23 protein-coding genes and 1 pseudogene are annotated in these 24,217 nt (G+C 66.8%); 15 read left to right on the top strand and 9 right to left on the bottom strand.

What is annotated here, in order from left to right; translation table 11 throughout:
• From HMPREF2886_RS24645 to HMPREF2886_RS24635, 3 genes and pseudogenes are all read left to right on the top strand, one after another.
• Positions 1-293: pseudogene (locus tag HMPREF2886_RS24645) on the top strand (glutamine synthetase); the annotation flags it as partial.
• Positions 294-476: 183 nt separating this feature from the next.
• Positions 477-1,781 carry an MFS transporter gene (locus tag HMPREF2886_RS24640; protein WP_003098737.1) on the top strand — a complete coding sequence of 435 codons (1,305 nt, stop codon included), beginning with the start codon at positions 477-479 and terminating at the stop codon, positions 1,779-1,781.
• 41 nt (positions 1,782-1,822) lie between these two features.
• The gene (locus HMPREF2886_RS24635) at positions 1,823-2,434 is read left to right on the top strand and encodes a TIGR04282 family arsenosugar biosynthesis glycosyltransferase (protein ID WP_033975497.1); all 612 of its coding nucleotides are present in this window, start codon (positions 1,823-1,825) and stop codon (positions 2,432-2,434) included.
• Between the two features lie 3 nt (positions 2,435-2,437).
• Here HMPREF2886_RS24635 and flgZ read toward each other — a convergent pair whose 3' ends face one another.
• The 4 genes from flgZ to flgA all read right to left on the bottom strand — a co-directional run bounded on the left by flgZ (position 2,438) and on the right by flgA (position 4,949).
• Entirely contained in the window at positions 2,438-3,229 is a 792-nt protein-coding gene (gene flgZ / locus HMPREF2886_RS24630; RefSeq protein ID WP_057389214.1) for a flagellar brake protein FlgZ, read from the bottom strand.
• A 28-nt stretch (positions 3,230-3,257) separates the two neighbouring features.
• The gene (locus HMPREF2886_RS24625) at positions 3,258-3,728 is read right to left on the bottom strand and encodes a flagella synthesis protein FlgN (RefSeq protein WP_033968578.1); all 471 of its coding nucleotides are present in this window, start codon (positions 3,726-3,728) and stop codon (positions 3,258-3,260) included.
• A 54-nt stretch (positions 3,729-3,782) separates the two neighbouring features.
• On the bottom strand, positions 3,783-4,106 hold the full coding sequence (gene flgM, locus HMPREF2886_RS24620) for a flagellar biosynthesis anti-sigma factor FlgM (protein WP_070748569.1): 324 nt from the start codon (positions 4,104-4,106) through the stop codon (positions 3,783-3,785).
• Between the two features lie 144 nt (positions 4,107-4,250).
• Positions 4,251-4,949, bottom strand: a complete 699-nt coding sequence (gene flgA, locus HMPREF2886_RS24615) for a flagellar basal body P-ring formation chaperone FlgA (RefSeq protein ID WP_003122412.1) — start codon at positions 4,947-4,949, stop codon at positions 4,251-4,253.
• A 131-nt stretch (positions 4,950-5,080) separates the two neighbouring features.
• Between flgA and HMPREF2886_RS24610 the strand changes: the two genes are divergently transcribed.
• The 10 genes from HMPREF2886_RS24610 (at position 5,081) to HMPREF2886_RS24565 (ending at position 17,190) form a co-directional block, all read left to right on the top strand.
• Entirely contained in the window at positions 5,081-6,013 is a 933-nt protein-coding gene (locus HMPREF2886_RS24610) for a chemotaxis protein CheV (RefSeq protein WP_003098747.1), read from the top strand.
• A gap of 76 nt (positions 6,014-6,089) precedes the next feature.
• Positions 6,090-6,914 (top strand): protein-glutamate O-methyltransferase CheR, encoded by an 825-nt coding sequence (gene cheR / locus HMPREF2886_RS24605; protein WP_003091728.1) that lies wholly within the window; start codon positions 6,090-6,092, stop codon positions 6,912-6,914.
• Between the two features lie 314 nt (positions 6,915-7,228).
• Positions 7,229-7,534: an anti-anti sigma factor HsbA gene (hsbA, locus tag HMPREF2886_RS24600; RefSeq protein WP_003091727.1), complete on the top strand. Its 306-nt coding sequence runs from the start codon at positions 7,229-7,231 to the stop codon at positions 7,532-7,534.
• 1 nt (position 7,535) lies between these two features.
• Positions 7,536-9,251 carry a two-component system response regulator HsbR gene (gene hsbR / locus HMPREF2886_RS24595; protein ID WP_070748567.1) on the top strand — a complete coding sequence of 572 codons (1,716 nt, stop codon included), beginning with the start codon at positions 7,536-7,538 and terminating at the stop codon, positions 9,249-9,251.
• Positions 9,252-9,315: 64 nt separating this feature from the next.
• Positions 9,316-9,666 carry a two-component system sensor histidine kinase HtpB gene (gene htpB, locus HMPREF2886_RS24590; RefSeq protein ID WP_003091725.1) on the top strand — a complete coding sequence of 117 codons (351 nt, stop codon included), beginning with the start codon at positions 9,316-9,318 and terminating at the stop codon, positions 9,664-9,666.
• An 83-nt stretch (positions 9,667-9,749) separates the two neighbouring features.
• Positions 9,750-11,888: a DNA helicase RecQ gene (gene recQ, locus HMPREF2886_RS24585; RefSeq protein ID WP_070748564.1), complete on the top strand. Its 2,139-nt coding sequence runs from the start codon at positions 9,750-9,752 to the stop codon at positions 11,886-11,888.
• An 88-nt stretch (positions 11,889-11,976) separates the two neighbouring features.
• Positions 11,977-13,146: a GGDEF domain-containing protein gene (locus HMPREF2886_RS24580; RefSeq protein WP_033968583.1), complete on the top strand. Its 1,170-nt coding sequence runs from the start codon at positions 11,977-11,979 to the stop codon at positions 13,144-13,146.
• A 150-nt stretch (positions 13,147-13,296) separates the two neighbouring features.
• The gene (locus HMPREF2886_RS24575; protein ID WP_058017923.1) at positions 13,297-14,313 is read left to right on the top strand and encodes a DUF2804 domain-containing protein; all 1,017 of its coding nucleotides are present in this window, start codon (positions 13,297-13,299) and stop codon (positions 14,311-14,313) included.
• 117 nt (positions 14,314-14,430) lie between these two features.
• On the top strand, positions 14,431-14,865 hold the full coding sequence (locus HMPREF2886_RS24570) for a MarR family transcriptional regulator (RefSeq protein ID WP_003091721.1): 435 nt from the start codon (positions 14,431-14,433) through the stop codon (positions 14,863-14,865).
• A gap of 276 nt (positions 14,866-15,141) precedes the next feature.
• Positions 15,142-17,190 (top strand): motility hub landmark protein FimV, encoded by a 2,049-nt coding sequence (locus HMPREF2886_RS24565; RefSeq protein WP_070748562.1) that lies wholly within the window; start codon positions 15,142-15,144, stop codon positions 17,188-17,190.
• Between the two features lie 7 nt (positions 17,191-17,197).
• Here the strand turns inward: HMPREF2886_RS24565 and plpD are convergent, their stop codons facing one another.
• A complete protein-coding gene (gene plpD, locus HMPREF2886_RS24560) occupies positions 17,198-19,384 on the bottom strand; it encodes a patatin-like phospholipase PlpD (protein ID WP_033968586.1) in 2,187 nt (728 codons plus the stop codon).
• 68 nt (positions 19,385-19,452) lie between these two features.
• Here plpD and HMPREF2886_RS24555 point away from each other — a divergent pair, with 68 nt between their 5' ends.
• Positions 19,453-19,743 (top strand): Rdx family protein, encoded by a 291-nt coding sequence (locus tag HMPREF2886_RS24555; protein WP_003091717.1) that lies wholly within the window; start codon positions 19,453-19,455, stop codon positions 19,741-19,743.
• A 95-nt stretch (positions 19,744-19,838) separates the two neighbouring features.
• On the top strand, positions 19,839-20,831 hold the full coding sequence (rfaD, locus tag HMPREF2886_RS24550) for an ADP-glyceromanno-heptose 6-epimerase (RefSeq protein ID WP_003106207.1): 993 nt from the start codon (positions 19,839-19,841) through the stop codon (positions 20,829-20,831).
• 10 nt (positions 20,832-20,841) lie between these two features.
• On the opposite strand, the gene HMPREF2886_RS24545 is transcribed toward rfaD, so the two are convergent.
• The 4 genes from HMPREF2886_RS24545 to HMPREF2886_RS24530 form a co-directional block, all read right to left on the bottom strand.
• Complete coding sequence (locus HMPREF2886_RS24545; protein ID WP_058173264.1) at positions 20,842-22,008, bottom strand: MFS transporter; 1,167 nt, start codon at positions 22,006-22,008, stop codon at positions 20,842-20,844.
• Between the two features lie 91 nt (positions 22,009-22,099).
• Positions 22,100-22,852 carry an SAM-dependent methyltransferase gene (locus HMPREF2886_RS24540; protein WP_003119643.1) on the bottom strand — a complete coding sequence of 251 codons (753 nt, stop codon included), beginning with the start codon at positions 22,850-22,852 and terminating at the stop codon, positions 22,100-22,102.
• 117 nt (positions 22,853-22,969) lie between these two features.
• A complete protein-coding gene (locus HMPREF2886_RS24535; RefSeq protein WP_003106204.1) occupies positions 22,970-23,209 on the bottom strand; it encodes an acyl carrier protein Acp3 in 240 nt (79 codons plus the stop codon).
• Between the two features lie 13 nt (positions 23,210-23,222).
• Entirely contained in the window at positions 23,223-24,215 is a 993-nt protein-coding gene (locus tag HMPREF2886_RS24530; protein ID WP_033975491.1) for a beta-ketoacyl-ACP synthase III, read from the bottom strand.
• Positions 24,216-24,217: the final 2 nt, after the last annotated feature.

Raw genomic sequence — 24,217 nt, 5'->3', positions numbered from 1 at the left:
ACGCCAACCCCTACCTGGCCATCGCCGCCAGCCTGGCCGCCGGTCTCTACGGCCTGGAGCACGAACTGGAGCCGAGCCCGGCGATCCAGGGTGAGTTCGAGGTACCGGAGGAGCTGACCCTGCCTTGCACCATGTACGACGCACTGCGGCGGCTGAAAGGCAGCGCGCTGGCGCGCGAACTGTTCGGCAGCGAGTTCGTCGAAGGCTACGTGGCGACCAAGAGCATGGAGCTGACCAGCTTCTTCGACGAGATCAGTCCCTGGGAACGTCGCGTCCTGGCAGCCCAGGCCTGATCCACCGTGGTACTTTCCTAGCCCTGTGTCACCCCCTGCCGCCTCGCGGCGGCAGGGTCGTGGTGTCGGGTGCCGGCTTCGGCATCCCGCGTCCTGTCCCGGGGCCTCCCCGGGACTCCAACGCTGTGCGAGCCGGGCAGTCCACGAGCGGCGCCGGCTCCCTTGTACGGGACCGGAGGTCCGATGCGGCGGATTTTCTTCTCTTTTCGCGCTCTCTATTTCGCCACCCTGCTGATGCTCACCGGCTCCGGCCTGCTCAGCACCTACCTGGCGCTGCGCCTGGCGGCGGACAAGGTCGACGGCCTGTGGGTCGGCGCGCTGATGGCAGCCAACTACTTCGGCCTGGTGCTGGGCGGCAAGGTCGGTCACCGGCTGATCGCCCGGGTCGGCCACATCCGCGCCTACGTCGCCTGCGCCGGGGTGGTCACCGCCGCGGTCCTCGGCCATGGCCTGCTGCCCTGGCTGCCGGCGTGGATCGCCTTGCGCATGGTGATGGGCCTGGGCCTGATGTGCCAGTACATGGTGATCGAGAGCTGGCTCAACGAGCAGGCCGATGCCAGCCAGCGTGGCGCGGTATTCGGCGGCTACATGGCGGCTTCCTACCTGGGCCTGGTGCTCGGCCAGATGATCCTGGTGGCGCATCCGCAACTGGGGCCGGAATTGCTGATGCTGGTGGCCTTCTGCTTCGCCCTGTGCCTGGTGCCGCTGGCCCTGACCCACAAGATCCATCCCGCGGCGCTGCGCCCGGCGCCGCTCGAACCACGCTTCTTCATCCGTCGGGTGCCGCAGTCGCTGACCACCGTATTGGTCTCGGGGCTGGTGGTCGGCTCCTTCTATGGCCTGGCGCCGCTGTACGCCAACCAGTTGGGACTGCCCAACGAGCAGGTCGGCCTGTACATGGGCGCCTGCATCTTCGCCGGGCTGCTGGTGCAGTGGCCGCTCGGCTGGCTGTCCGACCGTCGCGACCGCGCCTGGCTGATCCGCGCCTGCGCCATCCTGCTATGTCTGTTCGCCTTGCCGCTGGCATTGTTGCAACAGATGCCGCTGGCGTTGCTGCTGGCCCTGGGAATCGCCGCAAGCATGTTGCAGTTCACTCTCTATCCGCTGGCAGTGGCCTTTTCCAACGACCATGTGGAGACCGAGCGACGGGTTTCGCTGACCGCCATGCTGCTGGTGACCTTCGGCGTCGGCGCCTGCATCGGGCCGCTGGCGGCCGGCGCGCTGATGCGGCTGTTTGGCGCTAACATGCTATATGCGTTCGTCAGCGCCTGCGCGCTGATCCTGGTCTGGCGGGTGCATCCGGAGAAGGTCAGCGGCCTGCACCGGGTCGACGACGCGCCGCTGCACCACGTGCCGACCCCGGACAACATGACCAGCTCCCCGCTGGTCGCGGCGCTCGATCCGCGGGTAGACGAACAGGCGGTGCAGGAGCAGATGGTCGATGGCGAGCCCGACGCGCCGCAGGCCGACGGTGCGACGCAGAACTGAACTCCGCTCGCCGCGGGAGCCGATAGGCAGGAGAGGTTGCGATGAGTCCGACGCCTTCCCTTCACCTGATGGTGCGCAACCTGCCGCCCGGACAGCGGCGGCCGAAGATCGCCCAGGCCATCGGTGAGGAGAGTGCATGGCGTCTGCAGCGGGTACTGCTGGAACGCGCCCTGCGCCTGCCCGATCGCGGTTTCAGCGCCCGCATCCTCTGGTTCGACGATGATCTGGACAGCGATCTGCAGGCGCTGGCGGTGGAGTTGGGCTGGAGCCTGATGAGCCAGCCGGCCGGCGATCCCGGCGAGCGCATGCGGCGTATCGCGGCGCTGGGGTTGGCGGAAAGCGAGGCGGTACTGCTGATTCGCCACGACTGCCCGGTGCTGGACGGCGACTACCTGGAAGCGGCCTGCACCGCCCTGGGCCGCCACCAGGCGGTGCTGGGGCCGGTAGAGCGGGGCGGCTACGCGCTGCTCGGCCTGACCCGGGTCGACCCGCTGTTGTTCGAGTCGATGCCCTGGGGCGGAGACCGCCTGCTGGCGCTGACCTGCGAGCGTCTCCGGCAACTGGGCTGGGAACATCACCTGTTGCCGGCGCTCTGGGACGTCGACCGTCCCGAGGACCTGCCGCGCCTGGCGGCGCTGGGGCTGGTCCTGTGAAACTCAGAACAGTTCGTCTTTCTCGAATCGCCGCGCTTCGCGCTGCAACTGGTAGACGAAGCGATCCACCTGGCGCTGGGCGAGGCCGCTCATCTCACTGAAGCGGACGCCGGCGAAGGTCGCGTCGAGCTTTTCGTCGAAGCGCACGTGACGCAGTTCGATCGCGCTACTGATCGCGCCCTGTGGCAGCTGGGCGCTGAAGTCTTCGTAGATCTCGCCGGGATGCAGGCGTTCGGCGACATTGCCGGCGAAGCGCAGCTTGGCGCCGGTGGCGGAGATATCCAGCAGTTGTCCGCTCAGCGGCGCGTGGAGTTTTTCCCCGGCGATTTCCGCGGCGATCGGCTGGCTCTGCTTGATGCTGGCGCGGTAGGCGTTGCGGCGCTGGTGGTAGAGCACTTCGGCGGGAAGGGCGGTCCAGTAGCAGGGGACGCCGTCGTGTTCGCCGAACTGCACCGGGCGCTCGCATTCCCAGGCGATACGCACGCCTTCGTGGAAGGCTTCGACGCGAAACGCCTCGCCGTTCTGCAGGAAACGTTCGCCGGTGTTGGGGATGAGTTCGTCGAGCGCGACCATCCCGCGGTCGCGGTCGATGTCCACCAGGAAGCTCTGGAAGCGCTGGTTGCGATCGGCAAAGGTGATCAGCAGGGAGTCGCGGCTATCCTGCAACAGGCGCAGGTTGGCCTGAATTTCCACGGGTGCCTTGAGCACCTTCGGGGGTTGCGGCCCCGCTTCTTCGACGAACGGGTTGGGCACCTTCAATGCTCTCCTGGGGCACGAATGCCTCAATGATAGCACTGTGCCTTGATACGTGTGCTGGTCGGGTTCAGGCCTGGCTGAGCGGGCGTTGCCGGCTGCTCGAGGCGGTGCTGCCGCGGCTGTCGTACAGGCTCGGGGCGTCCTGCCCGCGGAGGATGTTCAGCAGGCTGCCGGTGGAAGCCTGGTTGGCGCGGATGATCCGCCCGTTACGCAGATTGGCCTGCTGGCAACGCTCCAGCAGTTCGCCCAGTTCGTCGCCGCGCGCCAGCAGCTCGGCGCCATCCGCGCGCTCGCGGGCATAGCGGGCAAGGCCTTCGCGGTCGAGGGAAACGCCGGCTTCGCGGAGGATTTCCGCGCGGGCCCGGCCATTTCGCTCCAGTTGCTGCATCAGTGGCTGCTTGGCCCCGAGAAGCTGTTGCAGGACCGGCAGCTCGCGCCGTTCCAAGGCCTGGAATTCTTCGTCGACCAACTGCAGGAGTTGGCTGGCGTGGCCGATATCCTCGGCGAACAGATCGAGCAGGGTAGGGGAGTCAGGCATCTCGGGCTCGGGAGTTCATTCGGCGTCCAATGTCCTCCAGCGCGTCCTTCGAGGTCAGCGCTGGGATTCGAAGTCGAGCAGCTTGCTGGCAACACGCTCGCTGTCGACCTGATAGGTGCCATCGGCGATCGCTTGCTTGATCCGGGCAACCTTATCGTTGTCGACCACCGGCAGGGTCTGCAGCTGGTCCGTGACTTTCTGCATGTTCTGGGCGGTTTCGCTGATCTGCACCGACTCGCCGCTCTTCGGCGCGGAAGTCGCGGCCTGGCTTGCCTTGTCGGCGCCAGTGGCGTCGGGGCGACCTGCGGCGGTGCTGCCGGTACGGCCGGTGGTGGCTGGCGTGCTGCCGGGGTTCAGCCGGTTGAAGTCGATGACCATGGTTGTAAACCTCGAAGGTATTGGACGCTTGCCTAGCTTTTCGGCGAAGGCTTGAAAAACTTTAGGACTTATTTTCGTGCGTCGTTTCCCAGTTTAGAGAAACCCGCCGGGGTAGCGCCAGCGCTACCGGCCACGGCTTTCCCTCTACATATTCACCTCGACCGTGCCGGGTTCTATCACGCGGGCCTTGATTACCCGCTGCGAACGCAGGTTGCGCACGCGGATCTGCTGGCCCGGGGCGCCATCGGACAGCGCCTCGCCGGGCATCTTGACGTTGATGGTGGCGGTGCGTGCGAGGATCACCACCTGGTCGCCCTTGCGCACGGCCTCGGCCTGCTCGAGGAAGACCGGCGCCAGTACCTGGTCGTTGACCACCGGTCGGCGCAGCTTCTGCCCGACGACGCGGGCCGGATCGGTCAGGTAGCCCTGGGTCAGCAGGCCGACGTCGCGCTCGACCAGGGCGATGTCGGCATCCTCCAGCACGTGCGCGCGCTTGAGCGGCTGCACCGCGACCACCACCTGGCGGAACAGTTTCACCTGGGCCGGCATGAAGATGGTCCAGGGCGCACTGCCTTCGCAACTGATGCGCACGGTGACCCTGCCGATCGGTTGTGCCGGACTTTCCTGGCTGAGCGTCAAGTCCCTGTCGCATTCGGCCAGGCGCAAGCGCGGGTCGACGCGATTGACCTGAATCTGGTAGCGCCCGTCGAGTCCGCTATTCTGCAGATATTCTTCTACCTTGAATTCAAGAAACCCCTGGGTGGAGCCGATAAGTACCTCGGGAGCGGTAAAACCCTGGGCCTGGCTGTTGTTAGCCGCGCACAGGTAGCCGAGCCCGAGCAAAACGGGTAAAAACCGTAGAGAAGTATGGCTACGTGCCATTATTCGTCGAAAAACTGTCGTTGCCTGTTTCATGCAACGGGTTAAGCAATGGTCGTGCCGGAGTCCGGCACGACCGTCTGAGGGGAGCGCCAATGGCCGGTGTTTTGGATTCAGTCAACCAGCGTACGCAGTTGGTCGGACAGAACCGTCTGGAGCTGCTTCTGTTCCGCCTGGACGGCAACCAGCTCTACGGCATCAACGTGTTCAAGGTGAAAGAGGTGTTGCAGTGCCCGCGCCTGACGGTGATGCCCAAGTCCAGCCCGGTGGTGCGCGGGGTGGCGAACATCCGCGGAGGCACCATTCCGATCCTCGACCTGGCGCTGGCCACCGGCCGCCGCGGGTTGCAGGACCTGACCAACAGCTTCGCGATCATCACCGAGTACAACACCAAGGTGCAGGGCTTCCTGGTGCGCTCGGTGGAGCGCATCGTCAACATGAACTGGGAAGAGATCCATCCGCCACCCAAGGGCGCCGGCCGCGAGCATTACCTGACCGCGGTGACCCGGGTGGACAAGCAGTTGGTGGAAATCATCGACGTGGAAAAAGTGCTCGCGGAGGTCGCACCGACGTCCGAGGAAGTGTCCCACGGAGTGGTGGACGCCGAGACCCAGAGCCGCGCGGTGACCAAGCGGGTGCTGGTGGTGGACGATTCGTCGGTGGCGCGCAAGCAGGTGATCCGTTGCCTGGAGGCGGTCGGCGTGGAAATGACCGCGCTCAACGACGGGCGCCAGGCCCTGGAGTACCTGCAGAACATGCTCTCCGAGGGACGGCGTCCGGAAGACGAGTTGCTGATGCTGATCTCCGACATCGAAATGCCGGAAATGGACGGTTATACCCTGACGGCGGAAATCCGTAGCGATCCCCGCCTGCAGAAACTGCACATTCTCTTGCATACTTCGTTGTCCGGGGTCTTCAACCAGGCGATGGTGAAGAAGGTCGGTGCGGACGACTTCCTCGCCAAGTTCCGTCCGGACGATCTGGCGGCGCGGGTGGTGGAGCGGATCAAGGCGGTGGACGCGGGCTGAGCGATCGGCCCTCGACAACAATGTGAATACGGGCGGCCGGCTGCGTTCCGGTCGCCCAGGGCGAAGAGGCTTATGCGTGTCGGCAGCTAATGCGGATTTCGAGTTGTTCAGGGTCTTCCTCGAGAAGACCTGCGGCATTGTGCTGGGCAGCAACAAGCAGTACCTGGTCTCGAGCCGGCTGAACAAGCTGATGGAGCAGCAGGGCATCAAGAGCCTGGGAGAGCTGGTGCAGCGCATCCAGACCCAGCGCGGCGGCCTGCGCGAGATGGTGGTGGACGCGATGACCACCAACGAGACCCTGTGGTTTCGCGATACCTACCCGTTCGAGGTACTCAAGCAGCGGGTTCTTCCCGAACTGATCAAGGCCAACGGCGGGCAGCGCCTGCGGATCTGGTCGGCGGCCTGTTCGTCCGGCCAGGAGCCGTACTCGCTGTCGATGGCCATCGACGAGTTCGAGAAGACCAACCTGGGGCAGTTGAAGGCGGGCGTGCAGATCGTCGCCACCGACCTGTCGGGGTCGATGCTCACCGCCGCCAAGGCCGGCGAATACGACACCCTGGCGATGGGCCGCGGTCTGTCCCCGGAGCGTCTGCAACGCTATTTCGACGCCAAGGGGCCGGGGCGCTGGGCGGTCAAGCCGGCGATCCGCAGCCGCGTCGAGTTCCGTGCCCTGAACCTGCTGGACAGCTACGCCAGCCTCGGCAAGTTCGACATGGTGTTCTGCCGTAACGTGCTGATCTATTTCTCCGCCGAGGTGAAGCGCGACATCCTGCTGCGCATCCATGGCACGCTCAAGCCTGGCGGCTACCTGTTCCTCGGCGCCTCCGAGGCGTTGAACAACCTGCCCGACCACTACCAGATGGTGCAGTGCAGCCCGGGCATCATCTACCGGGCCAAGTAGCGCAGGGAAGCGGACCCGCACCAGGATGCGCCGGGGGTGACCTGGCAGCCTGGCGCGGGTCCGCTTGGGACGGGCAGGTGGGACGAGACTTTCGCCCACTGCCCAGGCTCCGAGCGCCACGCGCGGCGGCGCCGTCGCAGCCCGCTCGGCACAGGACGGCTGGCTCGGAGCGGGGCAGTTTAGGACTGCGCGATCTAGTTGTATTGACAGATATTTCTGATAGTCAAGTGATCTGGCAAGTTGCCGCTTTGCCGGGGAACTGCTTACATGATTCAAGCGTTCCCTCGATCCGTCACGCCTACCAGGAGACTTCCATGGCCATCACTGCGCTGCCCTCGGCCGATGGGCAAGAGTTGACCATCCAGATCCAGGGGCGCTTCGACTTCGGGGCCCATCAGGATTTCCGCGACGCCTACGAGCGCGTCGCGATCACTCCGCGACGCTATGTCGTCGACCTGCGCAACGCCACCTACCTGGACAGCTCGGCCCTCGGCATGCTCCTGCTGCTGCGCGACCACGCCGGCGGCGAGAACGCGCAGATCAGCCTGGCGAACTGCAGCCCGGAAGTGCGCAAGATCCTCGCCATCTCCAACTTCGAGCAGTTGTTCAAGATCAGCTGAGATGAATCCCCCGGCGGCGCGGATCGAGAGCCTGACGATTCTCATCGCCGAGGACAACGCGGCCGACCGCCTGCTGCTGTCGACCATCGTCAGCCGCCAGGGGCATCGCGTGCTGACCGCCGGCAACGGCCTGGAGGCGGTGGCGCTGTTCGAGACCGAGCGGCCGCAACTGGTCCTGATGGACGTGATGATGCCGGTGATGGATGGCTTCGAGGCTGCCCGGCGGATCAAGCAGCAGGCCGGCGAGGAGTTGGTGCCGATCATCTTCCTCACCTCCCTCAGCGAAACCGAGGCGCTGGTGCAGAGCCTGGAGGCGGGCGGCGACGACTTCCTCTCCAAGCCGTACAACCGGGTGATCCTCGAAGCCAAGATCAACGCCATGGGACGCCTGCACCTGCTGCAACGAACGGTGCTGGAGCAGCGCGACCTGATCGTCCGGCACAACGAGCACCTGCTCAACGAACAGCGGGTGGCCAAGGCGGTGTTCGACAAGGTGGCCCATTCCGGCTGCCTGAACGCCAGCAACGTGCGCTACCTGCAATCGCCCCTCGCGCTGTTCAACGGCGACCTGCTGCTGGCCGCCTACAAGCCGTCCGGCGGCATGCACGTGCTGCTCGGCGACTTCACCGGCCACGGCCTGCCGGCGGCGATCGGCGCGATGCCGCTGGCCGAGGTGTTCTACGGGATGACCGCCAAGGGCTATCCGATGGCCGACATCCTCCGCGAGATGAACGCCAAGCTGAAGCGCATCCTGCCGGTCGGCGTGTTCTGCTGTGCCACCTTGCTCAACCTGAGCTTCCAGCGCGAACTGGTGGAGGTCTGGAACGGCGGCTTGCCGGACGGCTACCTGCTGCGCGCCGCCAGCGGCGAGCGGGTCGCCCTGGCGTCCCGCCACCTGCCGCTGGGAATCCTCGAACCGGCGGCGTTCAGCGACCGTTGCGAAACCTATCCGCTGGATATCGAAGATCGGATATTCCTGTTTTCCGACGGTGTCCTCGAGGCCAGCAACAAGGCTGGCGAGATGTTCGGCGAGGCGCGGCTGCTCCAGCTGTTCGAGCGCAATCACCAGCCGTCCGCGCTGTTCGACGAGATCCAGCGCAGCCTGGCGCAGTTCCGCGGCGCGGTGCAGGACGACGTGAGCATGCTCGAAGTGCGCCTGCAGCCGGATAGCGGCCTGCAATGCCCGCCGCTGGCGTTTTCCGATAGCGGCGTGAGCAGTCCGCTGGACTGGTCGGTGAGCTTCGAATTCCGCGCCGAAACCCTCAAGCATTTCAACCCGCTGCCCCATGTGCTGCAACTGCTGCTCGAGGTCCACGACCTGCGCGCGCGCGGCGGCGCGCTGTATACGGTACTCGCCGAACTCTATTCGAACGCCCTGGAGCATGGCGTCATCGGCCTCGATTCGACGATGAAGAGCGACGCGGCGGGATTCGCCCGCTATTACCAGGAGCGGGTCAGCCGCCTGCAGGCCTTGCGCGACGGCTACGTGCGGCTGCACCTGGACCTGGCGCCGCATGGCGCGGGGGGGCGTCTGCTGGTGCGGGTCGAGGACAGCGGCGAAGGTTTCGACGTGGAGCGCGCGCTGAATGCCGTGGAGCGCCAGGAACGCCTCTGCGGCAGGGGTTTGCGCCTGATCCGCGAACTGTCCGATCGTTGCCAGTGGTCGGCCGACGGAAAGGTGGTGTCCGTGGAGTTTTTCTGGTCGCCTCAGGCATAATCGCGCTTCGTCGCGGTGCTCCTAATGGGTAGGGCATCGGAAGTCGACTTCAGGGAGCGATCGAATGTCCGCGCCGCATCTCGATGATCGTGTTCTGGCTTCGCTGCAGGAGGTCATGGAGGACGAATATCCGGTCCTGCTGGATACCTTCGTGCTCGACTCCGAGGAGCGCCTGCGCAGCCTGCATGCCGCCCTCCAGGCCGGCGATGCCCAGGCTTTGCGGCATACCGCACACAGCTTCAAGGGAGGCAGCAGCAACATGGGCGCGGTACTCCTCGCCGGCTACTGCAAGGAGCTGGAAGAAAGCGCCAGGCGCGGCGACCTGCAACGGGCGCCGGCGCTGATCGAACAGATGGAGCGCGAATTCGCCATCGTTCGCATCCTTTTCAAACAGGAACGTCAGCGCTATCGCTGAGGTTTTCGTCCTTTCCGGCGACAAGGTACCGGCCCGATCGAGCCTCCCTGGCGTATAATGCGCCGCTCGATTTGGAGTCCTTCATGCGCGAGCAAGCCCTACGCATCCTCAAAGACGTTTTCGGTTACGACGCCTTCCGTGGCAACCAGGCACGGATCATCGAGCGGGTAGCCGAGGGTGGCGATGCGCTGGTACTGATGCCCACCGGCGGTGGCAAGTCCCTGTGTTTCCAGGTCCCGGCGCTGCTGCGCGAAGGCCTGACGGTGGTGGTGTCGCCGCTGATCGCGCTGATGGAGGACCAGGTCGCCACCCTGGACGAACTCGGCGTGCCGGCGGTGGCGCTGAACTCCACCCTCAACCCCGAGCAGCAGCGGGACATCGCCGAGCGCCTGCAGCGCGGCGAGATCAAGCTGCTCTACCTGGCACCGGAGCGGTTGGTCCAGCCGCGCATGCTGGCCTTCCTGCAACGACTGCCGGTCGGCCTGTTCGCCATCGACGAAGCGCACTGCGTGTCGCAATGGGGCCATGATTTCCGCCCCGAATACCTGCAGCTCGGCCAGCTCGCCGAGCTGTTCCCGCAGGTGCCGCGGATCGCCCTGACCGCTACGGCGGACATGCGTACCCGCGAGGAGATGATCCAGCGCCTGCACCTGCAGAACGCCGAGCAGTTCCTCTCCAGCTTCGACCGGCCGAACATCTTCTACCGCATCGTGCCCAAGGAGCAGCCGCGCAAGCAGTTGCTCGGCTTCCTCTCCGAGCGGCGCGGCGATGCCGGCATCGTCTACTGCCTGTCGCGGAAGAAGGTCGAGGAGGTCGCGGATTTCCTCGGCAACCAGGGCTTCCCCGCGCTGCCGTATCACGCCGGACTGTCCAACGAACTGCGTGCCCACCACCAGAAGCGCTTCCTCAACGAGGAAGGCTTGATCATGGTGGCGACCATCGCCTTCGGCATGGGCATCGACAAGCCCAACGTGCGTTTCGTCGCCCACCTCGACCTGCCCAAGAGCCTCGAGGCCTATTACCAGGAAACCGGCCGCGCCGGCCGCGATGGCCTGCCGGCCGATGCCTGGATGGCCTACGGCCTGCAGGACGTCCTGCTGCTGCGGCAGATGATGCAGAGTTCCGAGGGCGACGAGCGGCACAAGCGCGTCGAGCGGCACAAGCTGGAAGCCATGCTGGCGCTCTGCGAGGAAACCCGCTGCCGGCGCCAGGCGCTGCTGGCCTATTTCGACGAGGAAATGCCGCAGCCCTGCGGGCATTGCGACAACTGCGTGGACGGCGTGGAAACCTGGGATGCCACCGAGTCCGCGCGCCAGGCGTTGTCGGCGATCTACCGCAGCGGCCAGCGCTACGGCGTCGGCCATCTGGTGGATATCCTGCTCGGCCGCGAGACCGAGAAGATCCGCAGTCTCGGCCACCAGCACCTGGCGGTGTTCGGGATCGGCAAGGGGCGCGGCGAAGACGAGTGGCGGACCCTGTTCCGCCAGTTGGTCGCGCGCGGCCTGGCCGACGTCGACCTGGACGGCTTCGGCGGCCTGCGCCTGACCGAGGCCTGTCGTCCGCTGCTGCGGGGCGAGGTGCGGCTGGAGCTGCGCCGCGACCTCAAGCCACAGCGCGCCAAGGGCTCCTCCAGCGGCGGAGCCAGCGCCGCCAGCCAGTTGGTGCGCAGCGAAGAGCGGGAAATGTGGGAGGCCTTGCGCGCGCTGCGGCGCAAGCTGGCCGAAGAGCATTCGGTGCCGCCCTATGTGATCTTCCCCGACGCGACCCTGCTGGAAATGCTCCGCAGCCAGCCGCGCTCGCTATCCGACATGGCCCAGGTCAGCGGGGTCGGCGCGCGCAAGCTGGAGCGCTACGGCCAGGCCTTCCTCGATGTCCTCACCGACTCGCCGGCGGCGCCCGCCGCGCCGCCGCAGGACCTGCGCCACGAATTGGCCAGCCTGGCCTGTGCGGGGATGACCCCGGCGCAGATAGCCCGCCAGCTCAATTGCAGCGAGAAGAACGTCTACGCGATGCTCGCCGAGGCTATCGCCGGCCAGCAGGTGAGCCTGGAGCAGGCGCTGGATCTGCCCGAGGAACTCCTCGGCGAAATCCAGGACGCCTTCCTCGAGGAAGACGGCGAACTGCCGCCGGTGGCGGCGCTGGAGGAGCGTTTCGGCAAGCGGGTGCCGAGTGGCGTGCTGCACTGCGTGCGCGCCGCCCTGCAGGTGGAACTGGAGTCGTGATATGGCCATTTGCCGGTATTTTCTGACGCCAATCTTGTGACGTCCTTCGCAAGCGTCTACTGTGACGCCAAGCCCTCCAAGAGAAGAGGTGTGCGTGACACAGAAGGACCGGTTGGACGACTCCCGTTCCAACCTCTATGCCGACCAATTGAACCGCGGTTTCCGCGGCCTGCGTTTCCTTCCCGAACTGGAGCGTGACTACCGGCGCTACATGCTGGAGGACAGCTTCGCGCTGAAACGCATCGCCCTCGGCGTCGGCATGCTCGTCTGGCTGGCGTTCATCGGCATCGACCTGCTGATCCTCGCTGGTCCCCCGCTGTGGGGCGTACTGGCGGTGCGCCTTGGCGTGCTGGTCCTGCTGCTGGTCTGCGGCTGCCTCATCATGCTGCGCCGGCACATCCAGCTGATGGTGCCGCTGAGCATCGCCTGCGTCCTCGCCCTTGGCGTCGGCGCGGCGGCGGTGGTCGGCCTGGCGCATCGGGCGGATCCCGGCTATCCCTACGAAGGTCTGCTGCTGGTCAGTTTCGCCGCCTATTTCCTCGCCGGCCTGCGGTTGTCGCAGGCATTGAGCTGTGCGTTGGTGGTGCTGCTCGCCTACCTGGGTTTCGAGTGGTGGGCGGGTACCCAGGAGCCGCTGGGCAACAACCTGCTGTTCCTGCTGTTCGGTAACCTGATCGGCGCGGTCGGCTGCTACCTGCTGGAGTTCAAGTCGCGCGAGCATTTCCTCATCAGCCGCCTGTTGCGGGTGATGGCCGACCACGACAGCCTGACCGGCCTGCACAACCGGCGCAGCTTCAACCAGCACCTCGACCGCCTCTGGCGCCAGGCCCAGCGCGAACAGAAGACCCTGGCGCTGCTGCTTTGCGACGTCGACCATTTCAAGGCCTATAACGACCGCTACGGACACCAGGCTGGCGATGCGGTCCTGCAGCGCATCGGCGCGGTGTTCGAGGCGAATGCCAGGCGTCCGCTGGACATGGCGGTGCGCCTGGGCGGCGAAGAGTTCGCCCTGTTGCTGTACGGCGCCAACGAGCACGAGGCGAGGCTGCGCGCGGAAGCGCTGCGCGCACAGGTCCAGGCGCTGCGCATGGAGCACGAGGCGTCGGAGACGGCGCGCGAAGTGACCCTGTCGGTCGGCGTGTCCTGCCTGTGGCCGACCCCGGGTAACGACCTGAAGCGCCTCTACGATCTCTACGAGCATGCCGATCGCGCGCTTTACGAAGCCAAGGCGTTCGGCCGCAACCAGGTGGTGGCCTGAGTCCATGGCCGATTTTGTCCCTGTGGCTGGCGCCGCCGGTGACTGCGGGACGAAGCGGCGAATGCTAGGTTCGACAGGAAAAAATGGCAGGCACGGTCGCTCTTCGCAGAGCTGCCGGCCCCGCCGCGAGACGACTTCCGGACGGACCCCATGCAGCGCTTGATCCAGGCCAACGGCCAACCGCACTACGGCATCTTCCCGAGTGCCCCGCAGCACATCAATTACCGCGATTTCGATTTCCGTTCGCCGATGGGCCGGCGCGTGGGGTCCCTGGGCAAATGGCGACGCTTCCATCAGTTCCAGTACTTCGGCCTGATCAGCCCGGAGCTGATCGGCGGCTGCGCCCTGGCCCAGTTGAGCTTGCTTGGCGTCGGCTTCGTCTACCTCTACCAGCCTTCCAGCGGACGCATGCTGGAGCGGCGCTTCAAGCTGCCGCTGGGGTTCGGAACCCGGTTTTCCCAGACCCCGGACGACGGCGTCTGCGAACTGCGCCAGGGGCGCAACCTGCTGCGCCTGGAGAACCGTACGGCTCCCCGGGAGAAACGCCTGCTGGTGGAACTCGACGATGGCACCCGCATCGACGCCTGCTTCAGCGAGGAGGCGCCGAGCTTCCAGCCGATGTGCCTGTGTACGCCGACCGCGGTGAACGGCTGGGTCTACGCGCAGAAGGTGGCCGGCGTGCGCTGTCGCGGCGACGTGCGCAGCGCCCTCGGCGACCACGACCTGCAGGCGCTGGACGCCTTCGCCCATCACGACTGGTCGGCGGGCTACATGCGCCCGGAAACCTTCTGGAACTGGGCTTGCCTGTCCGGCGAGGCGGACGGCTTGCGGGTCGGCCTGAACCTGTCGTGCGGGGTCAACGAGACCAGCTTCACCGAGAACTGCTACTGGCTGGACGGCGAACTGCTGAAGGTCGACAGCGTGCGCTTCGACTTCGACCGCGACCAGCCGTTGCGGCCCTGGACCATCCGTTCATACGATGGCCAGGTGGAGCTGCGCTTCGAGGCTCACGGCATGCACCAGGAGCGGCTGAACCTCGGTCTGCTGGCGAGCAACTTCAAGCAGATCTTCGGTTGTTTCAGCGGTGTGCTGCGTCCGCGAGGTCGTGCCGAGGTGAGGATCGAGCGGCTCTGGGGCTTCGTCGAGGACCAGTACGCCAAGTGGTAGACAGGGCCTGGCCTGGGCATATCGTGCGACAATTTGTCATTGTACGGGGGGAAATTGGACGGGCATTATTAGCCGACTAATAATTAGTCAAATGAAATATCGGACCTCCTTTTTCCTATGGCTCAGACAGACAAGCACTATTTCGGCACCTTGCTAGCCCAGACTTCCCGTGCTTGGCGCGCTGAACTCGACCGCCGCCTCAGTCACCTCGGCCTGTCTCAGGCGCGCTGGTTGGTGTTGTTGCATCTGGCGCGCCATCGCGATTCGCCCACCCAGCGCGAGTTGGCCCAATCGGTCGGGGTCGAAGGCCCGACCCTGGCGCGACTGCTCGACGGCCTCGAGTCCCAGGGCCTGGTACGGCGCCTGGCGGTGGCGGAAGACCGGCGGGCCAAGCACATCGTGCTGACTCCCAAGGCCGATGTGCTGATCGCCGACATCGAGGCCATCGCCGCCAGCGTTCGCAACGACGTACTGACCGGCATCGACGAGTCCGAGCAGGCGCTCTGCCAGCAGGTGCTCTTGCGAATCCTGGCGAACCTGGAAAAGCGCTGAGCACTGCGTCACGAAATTCCGCTAGAATCGCCATTTTTATGGCATCACCTCCCGGGCTTTCGTTCGAAAGCCCTCTACAGAGGTTTTCGTCGGTTTTCTGACGAAAAATCTTGACCGTTTCCACGGCATTCCTCTATTCAGTGATGGCAAAAAGCCATGTCTTGCGCCATGTGGTGCGTTCAGCCCTGTACGGGGCGAAATTCGGGCTAACGTGAAATAGATGTAGCAGCCGACCGCTGGCCGGCTGTGTGCTCGAAGTGCGGAGAAAAGAACGGAATGCCCGGTAAAGCCTTGCGTGTCATGTTGTGTGCCTGGTCGTGCCTGTTGGCCGGGCAGGCGAGCGCCCTGGGAGTGGGAGACATCACCCTGCATTCGGCGCTCAACCAGCCGCTGGATGCGGATATCGAACTGCTCGACGTCGGCGATCTCGGCGCGGACGAGATCGAGGTCCGCCTGGCGGGCGCCGACGCCTTCGCCGCGGCCGGGGTGGAACGCTTGCAGTTCCTCAACGAGCTGCGTTTCAGTCCGGTGCTCCAGGGGCGCGGTGGCAATCGCATCCATGTGTCCTCGAGCCGACCGGTGCAGGAGCCCTACCTGAATTTCCTGGTGGAGGTGGCCCGCCCCAACGGCCGCATCGTCCGCGAATTCACCGTACTGCTCGATCCGCTCGGTTATACGCCGCGCATGCTTCCGGCCGCGCGCAGCGGGATCGAGCCGCAGCGGCAATCCTCGACGCCGGCGCCCGCGCCGCGTAGTGCCGCGGTCGTCGTAGACCCGGCACTGCTGGAGCCGGGCGACGAATACCTGGCTCGCCCCAGCGACAACCTCTGGGCCATCGGCGGACGCCTGCGTGGTGCCGGCAACGCCGATCGCGCGGAACTCATGGAGGCCCTGTACCAGCTCAATCCGCAGGCCTTCGTCAATGCCGACCGGCACCGGCTCAAGGCCGGCGCGCGCCTGCGCCTGCCGGCCGGCTACCAGCCGGAGCGAGGCGCGCCCGGCGCCGTGAAGGAGGCGGCCGTGGAAGTCCTGCCGCCAGCCGATGCCGCCGTGGTGGAAAACGCTCCGGCGGCTCTCGTCGAGGCGCAGCGCCAGGCGGATGCCGAGGCCGAGGCGTTGGCCCGGCAACGGGAGGAACTGAGCCAGCGGATGGACGATCTGCAACGCCAGTTGCAGGCCTTGCAGGAACAACTGCAGCAGCGCGATCGCCAGGTCGCCGAACTGCAACAGCAACTGGCCCGGCGCCAGGCGGTGCGGCCCGCGGCGCCGCCTGCCGCGGCCGCGCCTTCGGTTGCGCAAGCGGTTGAAACGCCAACGGACTCGCAGTACTGGCGCTGGATGATCGTCCTGCTGCTGGTCCTCGCTCTGCTCGGCGTGTTGCTGTTGCGTCGCCGCCGCGAAGAGGCTCCTGTCCCGGCGGTCGAACCGAAGCGCCGGGTCGCCCTGAACCTGCCGCTGCGGCGTGCGCCGCGCCCCTCGGCGGGCGCACCGGCGCCGGCAAAGGTCGAGGAACAGGCCAGGCCGCCGGTCGCCGTTCCCTCAAGCCCGCCGCCGTCTCCTCCGCCTGCTCCGGCCGCCGCTCCGCGCGCCGCCATGGCTGCGGCGGACAAGCTGGACGGCGCCGACATCTATATCGCCTACGGTCGCTACGGACAGGCCCGCGACCTGCTGCGTCAGGTACTCGCCGAGCAGCCGCAGCGCCTGAGCGCGCGGATGAAGCTGTTGCTGGTGCTGGCTGAGCTGGGCGATGCGGCCGGCTTCGACGCGCTGGCCGAGGAAACCCTGGCCACTGGCGGCAACCCGGAGGCCATCGACGAGTTGCGCGGACGCTACCCGGTGCTGCTACGGATGCCGGCGACCGAGACGCCGGCGGCAACAACCAAGGACGACGACTGGAGCGACCTGCCGCTGGCCGAGCCGCCCGTTTTGCAGCAACCGGATGCGACCTCGGGCGCCGATGGCTTCGGCGACCTCAACCTCGATCTCGATCTCGACTGGGGCGCCCTGGAGAATCCCCTGGACAACCCCGACCTGCCGCGCCGCGCCGCTGCCGGCAAGGCGGAACCGGCGGAGGAGGAGCCCCTGGCGTTCGAGAGCAATCTCCATGAACTGCCGGATGTCGCCGAGTACGAACACCTCGAACTCGACCAGCCGGGGCCGGCCGCGGTGCCGCCGGAGGAGGCCTCGGACAGCCTGGACCGGGCCCGCGCCTGCATCGACAGCGGCGATCTCGACCAGGCCAGCCGCATCCTGCGCCTGGTGGTGGCGCACGGCGACCCGTGGCAGAAGGCCGAGGCGCGCGAGTTGCTGGCGCTGATCGCCTGAACTCCGCTCAGAAGTTCTGCCCGAGGTTCAGGTAGAACGCCTTGAAGTTCTCGTCGTTGATCCCGTAGCTGAAGGTCAGCGGCCCCAGCGGCGTATCGAAGCCGATCATCAGGCTGGCGGCGTTGATGTAGCCGCTGTCGTATTCGTTGTCGTTGTTCCAGATGCGTCCGCGCTCGATGCTGCCGCCCAGGTACAGCGGGAAGTCCAGCGGCAGGAAGGAACGTTCGGTGAGGCGCCGGTAATAGACGATCCGCCCCAGGCTGTAGTTCTGCCCGGACAGCGCGTCGCGGCGGAAGCCCGATAGCTCGCGGGCGCCGCCGAGGGTGAAGCTGGAGGTGACCACCTCGGCGTCGTCCAGGGTGCGCCCGTAGCCGCCGCCGAACACCCAGGTGTCGGCGCCGAAGCTGAGCGCCTTGTTCAGCCGCAGATCCCACTGCCGGTAGCTGTCGTCCGAGCCGAGGGACTTGTCGTAGCGGCGCATGGTCAGGCCGATCTCCTCGCCCTCGTGGGGGAAATTGACGTCGTCGACGGTATCGAACGAGTACTTCAGTTCGTAGTAGCCCTCGGTGAAGTCGATGTCCGGCAGGCTCGGGTCGCCGATGCGCACGTCGGCCTTGCCGTAGGCCTGCACCGCGCCCAGGCGGATTTCGCCGTTGTTGGCGATCTGCCGGCCGACGTTGAGACCGTAGCCGTAGCGCTCCAGGCGGTAGCGCAGCAGCGGGTCGTTGTCCTCGGTGACGTCGACGTTCTGTGCCTCGTGGAACAGGAAGGGCGCGACGAAGTAGCGCGAGCCGACGTCGAGCGGCTGGTAGAACTCGCTGTAGAGTTCCTGGCGGTCGCCGAGCTGGACCCGGGTCAGCCACTCGGCGCCGAGCCGGTTGAGGCCGTTCATGCGGTAGCTGCCGCCGAGGTTGAAGGTGCTTTCGCCGCGCATGTCGTCGGACAGGTTGAGGCCCAGACGAAGGAAGTCGGTGCCGCCTTTCTTGCCGGTGGCGTGGATCACCAGGGTGTTGAGCTTCTTCTCCTTGACCACCCGGTACTGCACCTGGTCGAAGTAGTCGAGGCCGTAGAGGGTGCTCATGTCGTCCTGCAGGCGGCCGAGATCGAGGCGCGTGCCGAGCGGTTGGCGGATGTAGTGGCGGATCACCTCGTCGCTGACCTTCGAGTTGTTCTCCACGCGGATCGCGTCGATCACCGGCTTGCGCTGGTTCGGCGTGCGCGCCACGTCGAGCGCTTCGCTGTTGAGGTCCTTCGGCTTGCGCAACTCGGCGAGGCGCGCGGCGAGCACCGTGGTGGCGCGGTAGCCGGCATCGATCAGTTGCGGCACGCGGCCGAAGTCGGTGGTGCCGTAGCCGGACAGCGGCGGCTGGATCAGCACGTCGCCGGGCTTGAGCGTGGCCAGCTGGGCTTCGGAGTTCTTCCGGGTCATCAGGGTGATCGACTGGTTCATCACGTCGAGCACGGTGCTCAGGTCCTTGCGGTCGCGCAGCGGGTTGCCGATGTCGACCACGATCACCACGTCCACGCCCATGTCGCGCGCCACGTCCACCGGGATGTTGTCGACCATGCCGCCGTCCACCAGCAGCCTGCCGTCGATTTCCACCGGGGCGAACACGGCGGGGATCGACATGCTGGCGCGGATCGCCTGGGGCAGGTGGCCCTTGCGGAACACTACTTTCTCGCCGGTTGCGATATCGGTGGAGACGGCGCGGAAGGGGATCGCCAGCTTGTCGAAGTCGCGGTTGTCGCTGGTGTGCACCAGCAGGCTTTCCAGCACCATCGCCAGGTTCTGGCCCTGGATCACCCCCAGCGGCAGGCCGAGGGTGCCGTCGTCGCGGAAGCTGATCTTCTGCTTGACCAGGAAGTCGCGGTCGTCCTGCTTGCGCCGGAACGGCACGTCCTTGCGCGGCGGCGCGTCGGACAGCGCCTGCTGCCAGTCCATCTCCAGGGCGACGCGCTCCAGTTCGGCGGGGGTGTAGCCGGAGGCGTACAGGCCGCCGACCACTGCGCCCATGCTGGTACCGGCGATGGCGTCGATCTGGATGCCCTGTTCGTCGAGGGCCTTGAGCACGCCGATATGGGCCAGGCCGCGGGCGGCGCCGCCGGAGAGGACCAGGCCGATCTTCGGCCGGGCCTCCGCGGCGAGGGCGGACAGGGGAAGCAGGAGCAGCAGTACGAGCAGCAGGCGGCGCATGAGAACGATCCGGAGCCGGGTGAAAAGGCGGCTATTATAGGCGCGACCGTTTCCCCTGAGCCGCCGACATGCCCACCGCCAAGCCCGAAATCGTCATCACCTATTGCACCCAGTGCCAGTGGCTGCTGCGTGCCGCCTGGCTGGCCCAGGAACTGCTCAGCACTTTCGCCGACGATCTCGGAAAAGTCTGCCTGGAGCCCGGAACCGGGGGCGTATTCCGCATCACCTGCGACGGCGTGCAGGTCTGGGAGCGCAAGGCCGACGGCGGCTTCCCCGAGGCCAAGGCGCTCAAGCAGCGGGTTCGCGACCGCATCGATCCGCAACGCGACCTCGGTCACAACGATCGTCCTTCCCGCTGAACCGCTGCCGTTCGCCCATGGCTTGTTGCAGGTCAACGGGCGGCGCGGCGCATAGGCATAGCCTGGGGGCATTCATCCTGTCGAAGGGAGTGCCCATGAGCATCATCGTCACCGGCGCCGCCGGCTTCATCGGCAGCAATCTGCTGCAGGCGCTGAACCGGCGCGGCGAGACCGACATCATCGCGGTGGACGATCTCACCGACGGCGAGCAGTTCCGCAACCTGGCGGACGCCGATATCGCCGACTACCTGGACCAGAACGACTTCCTCGAGCGTTACGCCCGCGGCGACTTCGGCACGGTCCGCGCGCTGTTCCACCAGGGCGCCTGCGCCAGCACCCTGGAAAGCAATGGCCGCTACATGATGGAGAACAACTACCGCTACAGTTGCCGCCTGCTGGAAAGCAGCCTGGAACTCGGCGTGCCGTTCCTCTACGCCTCGTCGGCGGCGGTCTACGGCGCCGGCCGGACCTTCCGCGAGGCGCGCCAGTACGAGCGGCCGCTGAACGTCTACGGCTATTCCAAGTTCCTCTTCGACCAGCGTGTGCGGCGGGCGCTGCCGCAGGCGCGCAGCCAGGTGGTCGGCCTGCGTTACTTCAACGTCTACGGGCCGCGCGAGGAACACAAGGGGCGGATGGCCTCGGTGGCCTACCACTGCTACCAGCAATTGCGCCGCGACGGGCGGGTCGAACTGTTCGGCGAACACGGCGGCTTCCCGCCCGGCGGCCACCTGCGCGACTTCGTCGCGGTGGAGGACGTGGCGCGGGTAAACCTGCATTTCTTCGACCATCCGCAGCGTTCGGGAATCTTCAACCTCGGCAGCGGCCAGGCACGGACCTTCAACGAGGTCGCCCTGGCGGTGATCAATAGCGTCCGCGCCAACGCCGACCAGCCGCCCCTGTCGCTGCAGCAGGCCGTGGAAAGCGGCCTGCTCGGCTACCGCGAGTTCCCCGAGTCGCTGCGGGCGCGCTACCAGAGCCATACCTGCGCCGACCTGGAGCTGTTGCGCGAGGCGGGCTACCGCGACGATTTCCAGAGCCTGGAAGAGGGCGTCGCCGGCTACTGCCGCTGGCTGGCGCGCAGCGCCTGAGGGATCCCGCTCAGCGGCCCAGCGCCCCGCTTACCGGGGCGCGGGCGAAGCGCAGCTCCGGCAGCAGGGTCAGCAGCGCCAGTACCCCGAGGGCCGCGCCGACCCAGAGCGCGCCCAGCAGGCCGAATCCGCCGGCGATGCCCAGGCCGCCAATCCAGGAACCGGCCATCACGCCGAGCATGATGCAGGCGGTGTGCACCGAGTTGACCAGCATGTTGTTGTGGCCGACACGTGCGCCGCGGGTCACCAGCGCCGGGTTCATCGACACCCCGGTCAGGCCGATCACCACCAGCGCCGCCACCGCCACCGCCGGAACCTGTCCGAACAGGGCGAAGGCCACCATCGCGGCGATTGCCGCCAGCAGGCCGAAGGCCAGGACCGCGATGGTATGGCGGTCGGCCAGGCGGCCGACGATGTTGTTGCCCACCAGCGTCGCCAGGCCGTAGACCACCAGCAGCAGCGGTACGGTCGAGGCGGAGAAGCCGCTGACCTCGGTGAGGATCGGCACGAAATAGGTGAAGCCGGCGAAGGTGGCGCCGATCAGCAGCAGGCTGGTGGCGTAGACCCACCATAGATGGGCGTTCCTGAACACCTTCAGTTCCTCGCGCAGCGAACCGCTGCCCGCCGACCCCGGGATCGCCGGCATCAGTTGCAACACCAGCAGGCCGACCAGCACCGCCACCAGCGCCACCGCGAAGAAGCTCGCGCGCCAGCCGTACCATTCGCCCAGCCAGGTGGCGACGGGCAGGCCGAGCACGGTGCCGACCATCAGGCCACCGAGCACCAGCGACGACGCGCGGCCGAACTGGTTGCCTTCGACCAGTTCGGCGCAGGCGGTCAGCGCCACGCCGAAGAAGGCCGCGGCGGCGACCGCGGTGACCAGTCGCGCCACCACCATCACCGCATAGCCCGGCGCCAGGCCGCCGATGACCTGGCCGACCACGAACAGCGCGATCAGGCCGAGCAGGGCGTTCTTGCGCGGCACGCGGAGCAGGGCGGTGGTCAACAGCGGGCCGCCGACGGCCATCGCGCCGGCGTAGAAGGTGACCAGGTAGCCGATCGCGGCGAAGGACACGCCGAATTCGGCGGCCAGCGCCGGCATCAGTCCGGCGACCATGTATTCGCTGGTGGTCAGGGCGAAGATCGCGGCACCGAGCACGTAGACAATCAAAGGCATGTTTCCAGCTCCCGAGCGGTTCAGACGACGATGAAGCGAGCCACGGCGACCTGCCCGTGCCGTGGCCGCGCGATGAATGCACGACGGCGACTCATGCCGCCGACGAACCGAAGCCCTGGTCGGCGCCTTCGGGCAGCACCGTCACGCAGTGGGCGAACAGGTTCGAAGCGCTGCGCACCACGGTCAGCCCGCACTCGGCGAGCAGGGCGTGGAGGCAGGCGCGCGAATACGAGCGCGAGTAGAAGCCGTCGCTGCCGGTGAACACGGTGCCGTCGTCCCGCGTGTGCAACTCCAGGCCCTGCACCCCGCAACGGCGGTAGTAGCTCTGGCGGACGCGGGTGGCCTCGGCGCTGTCGCCGAACACCGAGACCACCGCCGCCACGCTGCGCTCGGCGAGGGAGTCGAGCAGCCGTTTCGGCTCGCGGAAGTTGCCCAGCAGGTTGAACGGCAGCAGGTACAGCGCGCGCGAGCCGACCGAGGCACCGCGCCTGGTGTGGTTGAGGATGTCGTCGACCACCGTGTCCGCGCGATCGCTCATGCCCTCGCGCTCGATCCGCGTGCGCAGCGTCTCGATCGCCCGCTGGTCGAGGTCGACGCCGAGATAGCGGGCATTGAGCAGGCGCGCGATTTCCAGCGCCCGGCCGTCGTAGCAGCCTAGCTCGACCAGTGCGTCGCAGCGCAGGTAGGCCATCGCCTCGAAGGTCATCAGGCTTTCCATTTGCAACAACGGCAGCACGTCGTCCGGAAAGTTGGCCAGGGTCATTATCGTCCTCGGTCCGAACTCCAGCTCGTAGAAAGCCGACTCCCGATGCGTCCCGATCGTGAGATCCATGTTCTGACTCACCTCTTCCTCCAGCGAATGTCGCTCTGGTGTTGGTTGATCGAAGGCGATGCGCGTTCCCATGTCCCGGCACCGCCTTCGCCTGGCAGAGAAGTGACGGAACGCCGGCGTTCGCTGGCCTCAGGCGGCGCGGTGCTTCTCGACCAGCTGGAACAGTTCGTCCACCGTTTCCAGCAGGTCGAGTTCGTCGTCGACCCCGGTGACGCCGAACTCCTTGCGCAGCTTCAGCGACAGCTCGCTGACCACCAGCGAATCGAAAGCCAGGTCTTCCATCCTGCTGTCCCGGCTGATTTCCTCCTTCGGCACGCCGCTGGCGACGCTGAGCACGGTGAGGAGATGGTCTTCCATGTCGTTGGGCATTGTTCTTCCCTCTTCAGTCCATTGTCGGAACGATCTTCGGCCAGCGCAGGGCGACCGAACCCCAGGTCAGTCCGGCACCGAAACCGGTGAGGACCATGTTGCCGCCGTCGCGCAGGATGCCTTGGCGCAGGCCGTGGGCCAGGGCCAGGGGAATCGAGGCGGCGACGGTATTGCCCACCTCGGCGATGTTGCTCACCACTCGCTCGACGGGAAGGTCGAGCTGGTCGGCGACCGCCGCGAGGATACGCGTGTTGGCCTGGTGCGGAACCAGGTGATGAAGGTCCGAAGCTTGCCAGCCGACCCGGTCGAGCACCCGCCGCACCGAGTCGCTCATCTGCGTCACCGCTTGGCCGAACACTGCCTTGCCGTCCATCCGGAAGTAGTTGGAGGCCTGTCCGGAACTGCGTTCGGCGCGACTGACGGCGGGGGTCATCAGCAGGTCGAACTGGTGGCCGTCGCTGCCGAGGTCGAAGGCCAGCAGCGCGCCTTCTTCATCGGCATCGCCGGCACGCAGCACCACCGCTCCGGCGCCGTCGCCGAACAGTGCGCGGGTCGAGCGATCGGCGGGGTCGAGGGTATGGCTGAAAGTGTCCACCCCGACCAGCAGCGCGCTGTCCGCCAGCCCGGCGCTGATCAGCGAGCCGACGCTGGCCAGGCCGTAGACGAAGCCGGTGCAGGCGGCGGACAGGTCGAACGCGAGCGCGCCGACCAACCCCAGGCGCGCCGCGACCCTGGGCGCGGTGGCCGGGCAGCAGAAGTCGCCGGTGCTGGTCGCCAGCACCACCGCGTCGACCCGCTCCAGCCCCGCCGAGGCGAGCGCGGCGGAGGCCGCCCGCAGGGCCAGGTCGCCGCTGCCGAGGTCGCCGGCGATATGCCGCTGGCGCACGCCGGTGCGGCTGCTGATCCAGGCGTCGGAAGTGTCCAGCTCGGCGGCGAGCATGTCGTTGCTGAGCACGGCCTCGGGCAGGTAGCTGCCCAGGCCGCAGACCACGGCGGCGCGCGGCATGG

This window comes from Pseudomonas sp. HMSC066A08, from assembly GCF_001813025.1.
Taxonomy (GTDB): Bacteria; Pseudomonadota; Gammaproteobacteria; order Pseudomonadales; family Pseudomonadaceae; genus Pseudomonas; species Pseudomonas aeruginosa.
This window is presented reverse-complemented; position numbering and strand designations above follow the sequence as displayed.

Excerpts from the sequence above, each read along its gene's own strand:
- HMPREF2886_RS24640 (WP_003098737.1), top strand. The coding sequence starts at position 477 with ATGCGGCGGATTTTCTTCTCTTTTCGCGCTCTCTATTTCGCCACCCTG.
- HMPREF2886_RS24635 (WP_033975497.1), top strand. The coding sequence starts at position 1,823 with ATGAGTCCGACGCCTTCCCTTCACCTGATGGTGCGCAACCTGCCGCCC.
- HMPREF2886_RS24625 (WP_033968578.1), bottom strand. The coding sequence starts at position 3,728 with ATGCCTGACTCCCCTACCCTGCTCGATCTGTTCGCCGAGGATATCGGC.
- flgM (WP_070748569.1), bottom strand. The coding sequence starts at position 4,106 with ATGGTCATCGACTTCAACCGGCTGAACCCCGGCAGCACGCCAGCCACC.
- HMPREF2886_RS24610 (WP_003098747.1), top strand. The coding sequence starts at position 5,081 with ATGGCCGGTGTTTTGGATTCAGTCAACCAGCGTACGCAGTTGGTCGGA.
- hsbA (WP_003091727.1), top strand. The coding sequence starts at position 7,229 with ATGGCCATCACTGCGCTGCCCTCGGCCGATGGGCAAGAGTTGACCATC.
- hsbR (WP_070748567.1), top strand. The coding sequence starts at position 7,536 with ATGAATCCCCCGGCGGCGCGGATCGAGAGCCTGACGATTCTCATCGCC.
- htpB (WP_003091725.1), top strand. The coding sequence starts at position 9,316 with ATGTCCGCGCCGCATCTCGATGATCGTGTTCTGGCTTCGCTGCAGGAG.
- recQ (WP_070748564.1), top strand. The coding sequence starts at position 9,750 with ATGCGCGAGCAAGCCCTACGCATCCTCAAAGACGTTTTCGGTTACGAC.
- HMPREF2886_RS24575 (WP_058017923.1), top strand. The coding sequence starts at position 13,297 with ATGCAGCGCTTGATCCAGGCCAACGGCCAACCGCACTACGGCATCTTC.
- HMPREF2886_RS24570 (WP_003091721.1), top strand. The coding sequence starts at position 14,431 with ATGGCTCAGACAGACAAGCACTATTTCGGCACCTTGCTAGCCCAGACT.
- HMPREF2886_RS24565 (WP_070748562.1), top strand. The coding sequence starts at position 15,142 with ATGCCCGGTAAAGCCTTGCGTGTCATGTTGTGTGCCTGGTCGTGCCTG.
- plpD (WP_033968586.1), bottom strand. The coding sequence starts at position 19,384 with ATGCGCCGCCTGCTGCTCGTACTGCTGCTCCTGCTTCCCCTGTCCGCC.
- HMPREF2886_RS24555 (WP_003091717.1), top strand. The coding sequence starts at position 19,453 with ATGCCCACCGCCAAGCCCGAAATCGTCATCACCTATTGCACCCAGTGC.
- rfaD (WP_003106207.1), top strand. The coding sequence starts at position 19,839 with ATGAGCATCATCGTCACCGGCGCCGCCGGCTTCATCGGCAGCAATCTG.
- HMPREF2886_RS24545 (WP_058173264.1), bottom strand. The coding sequence starts at position 22,008 with ATGCCTTTGATTGTCTACGTGCTCGGTGCCGCGATCTTCGCCCTGACC.
- HMPREF2886_RS24535 (WP_003106204.1), bottom strand. The coding sequence starts at position 23,209 with ATGCCCAACGACATGGAAGACCATCTCCTCACCGTGCTCAGCGTCGCC.
- HMPREF2886_RS24530 (WP_033975491.1), bottom strand. The coding sequence starts at position 24,215 with ATGCCGCGCGCCGCCGTGGTCTGCGGCCTGGGCAGCTACCTGCCCGAG.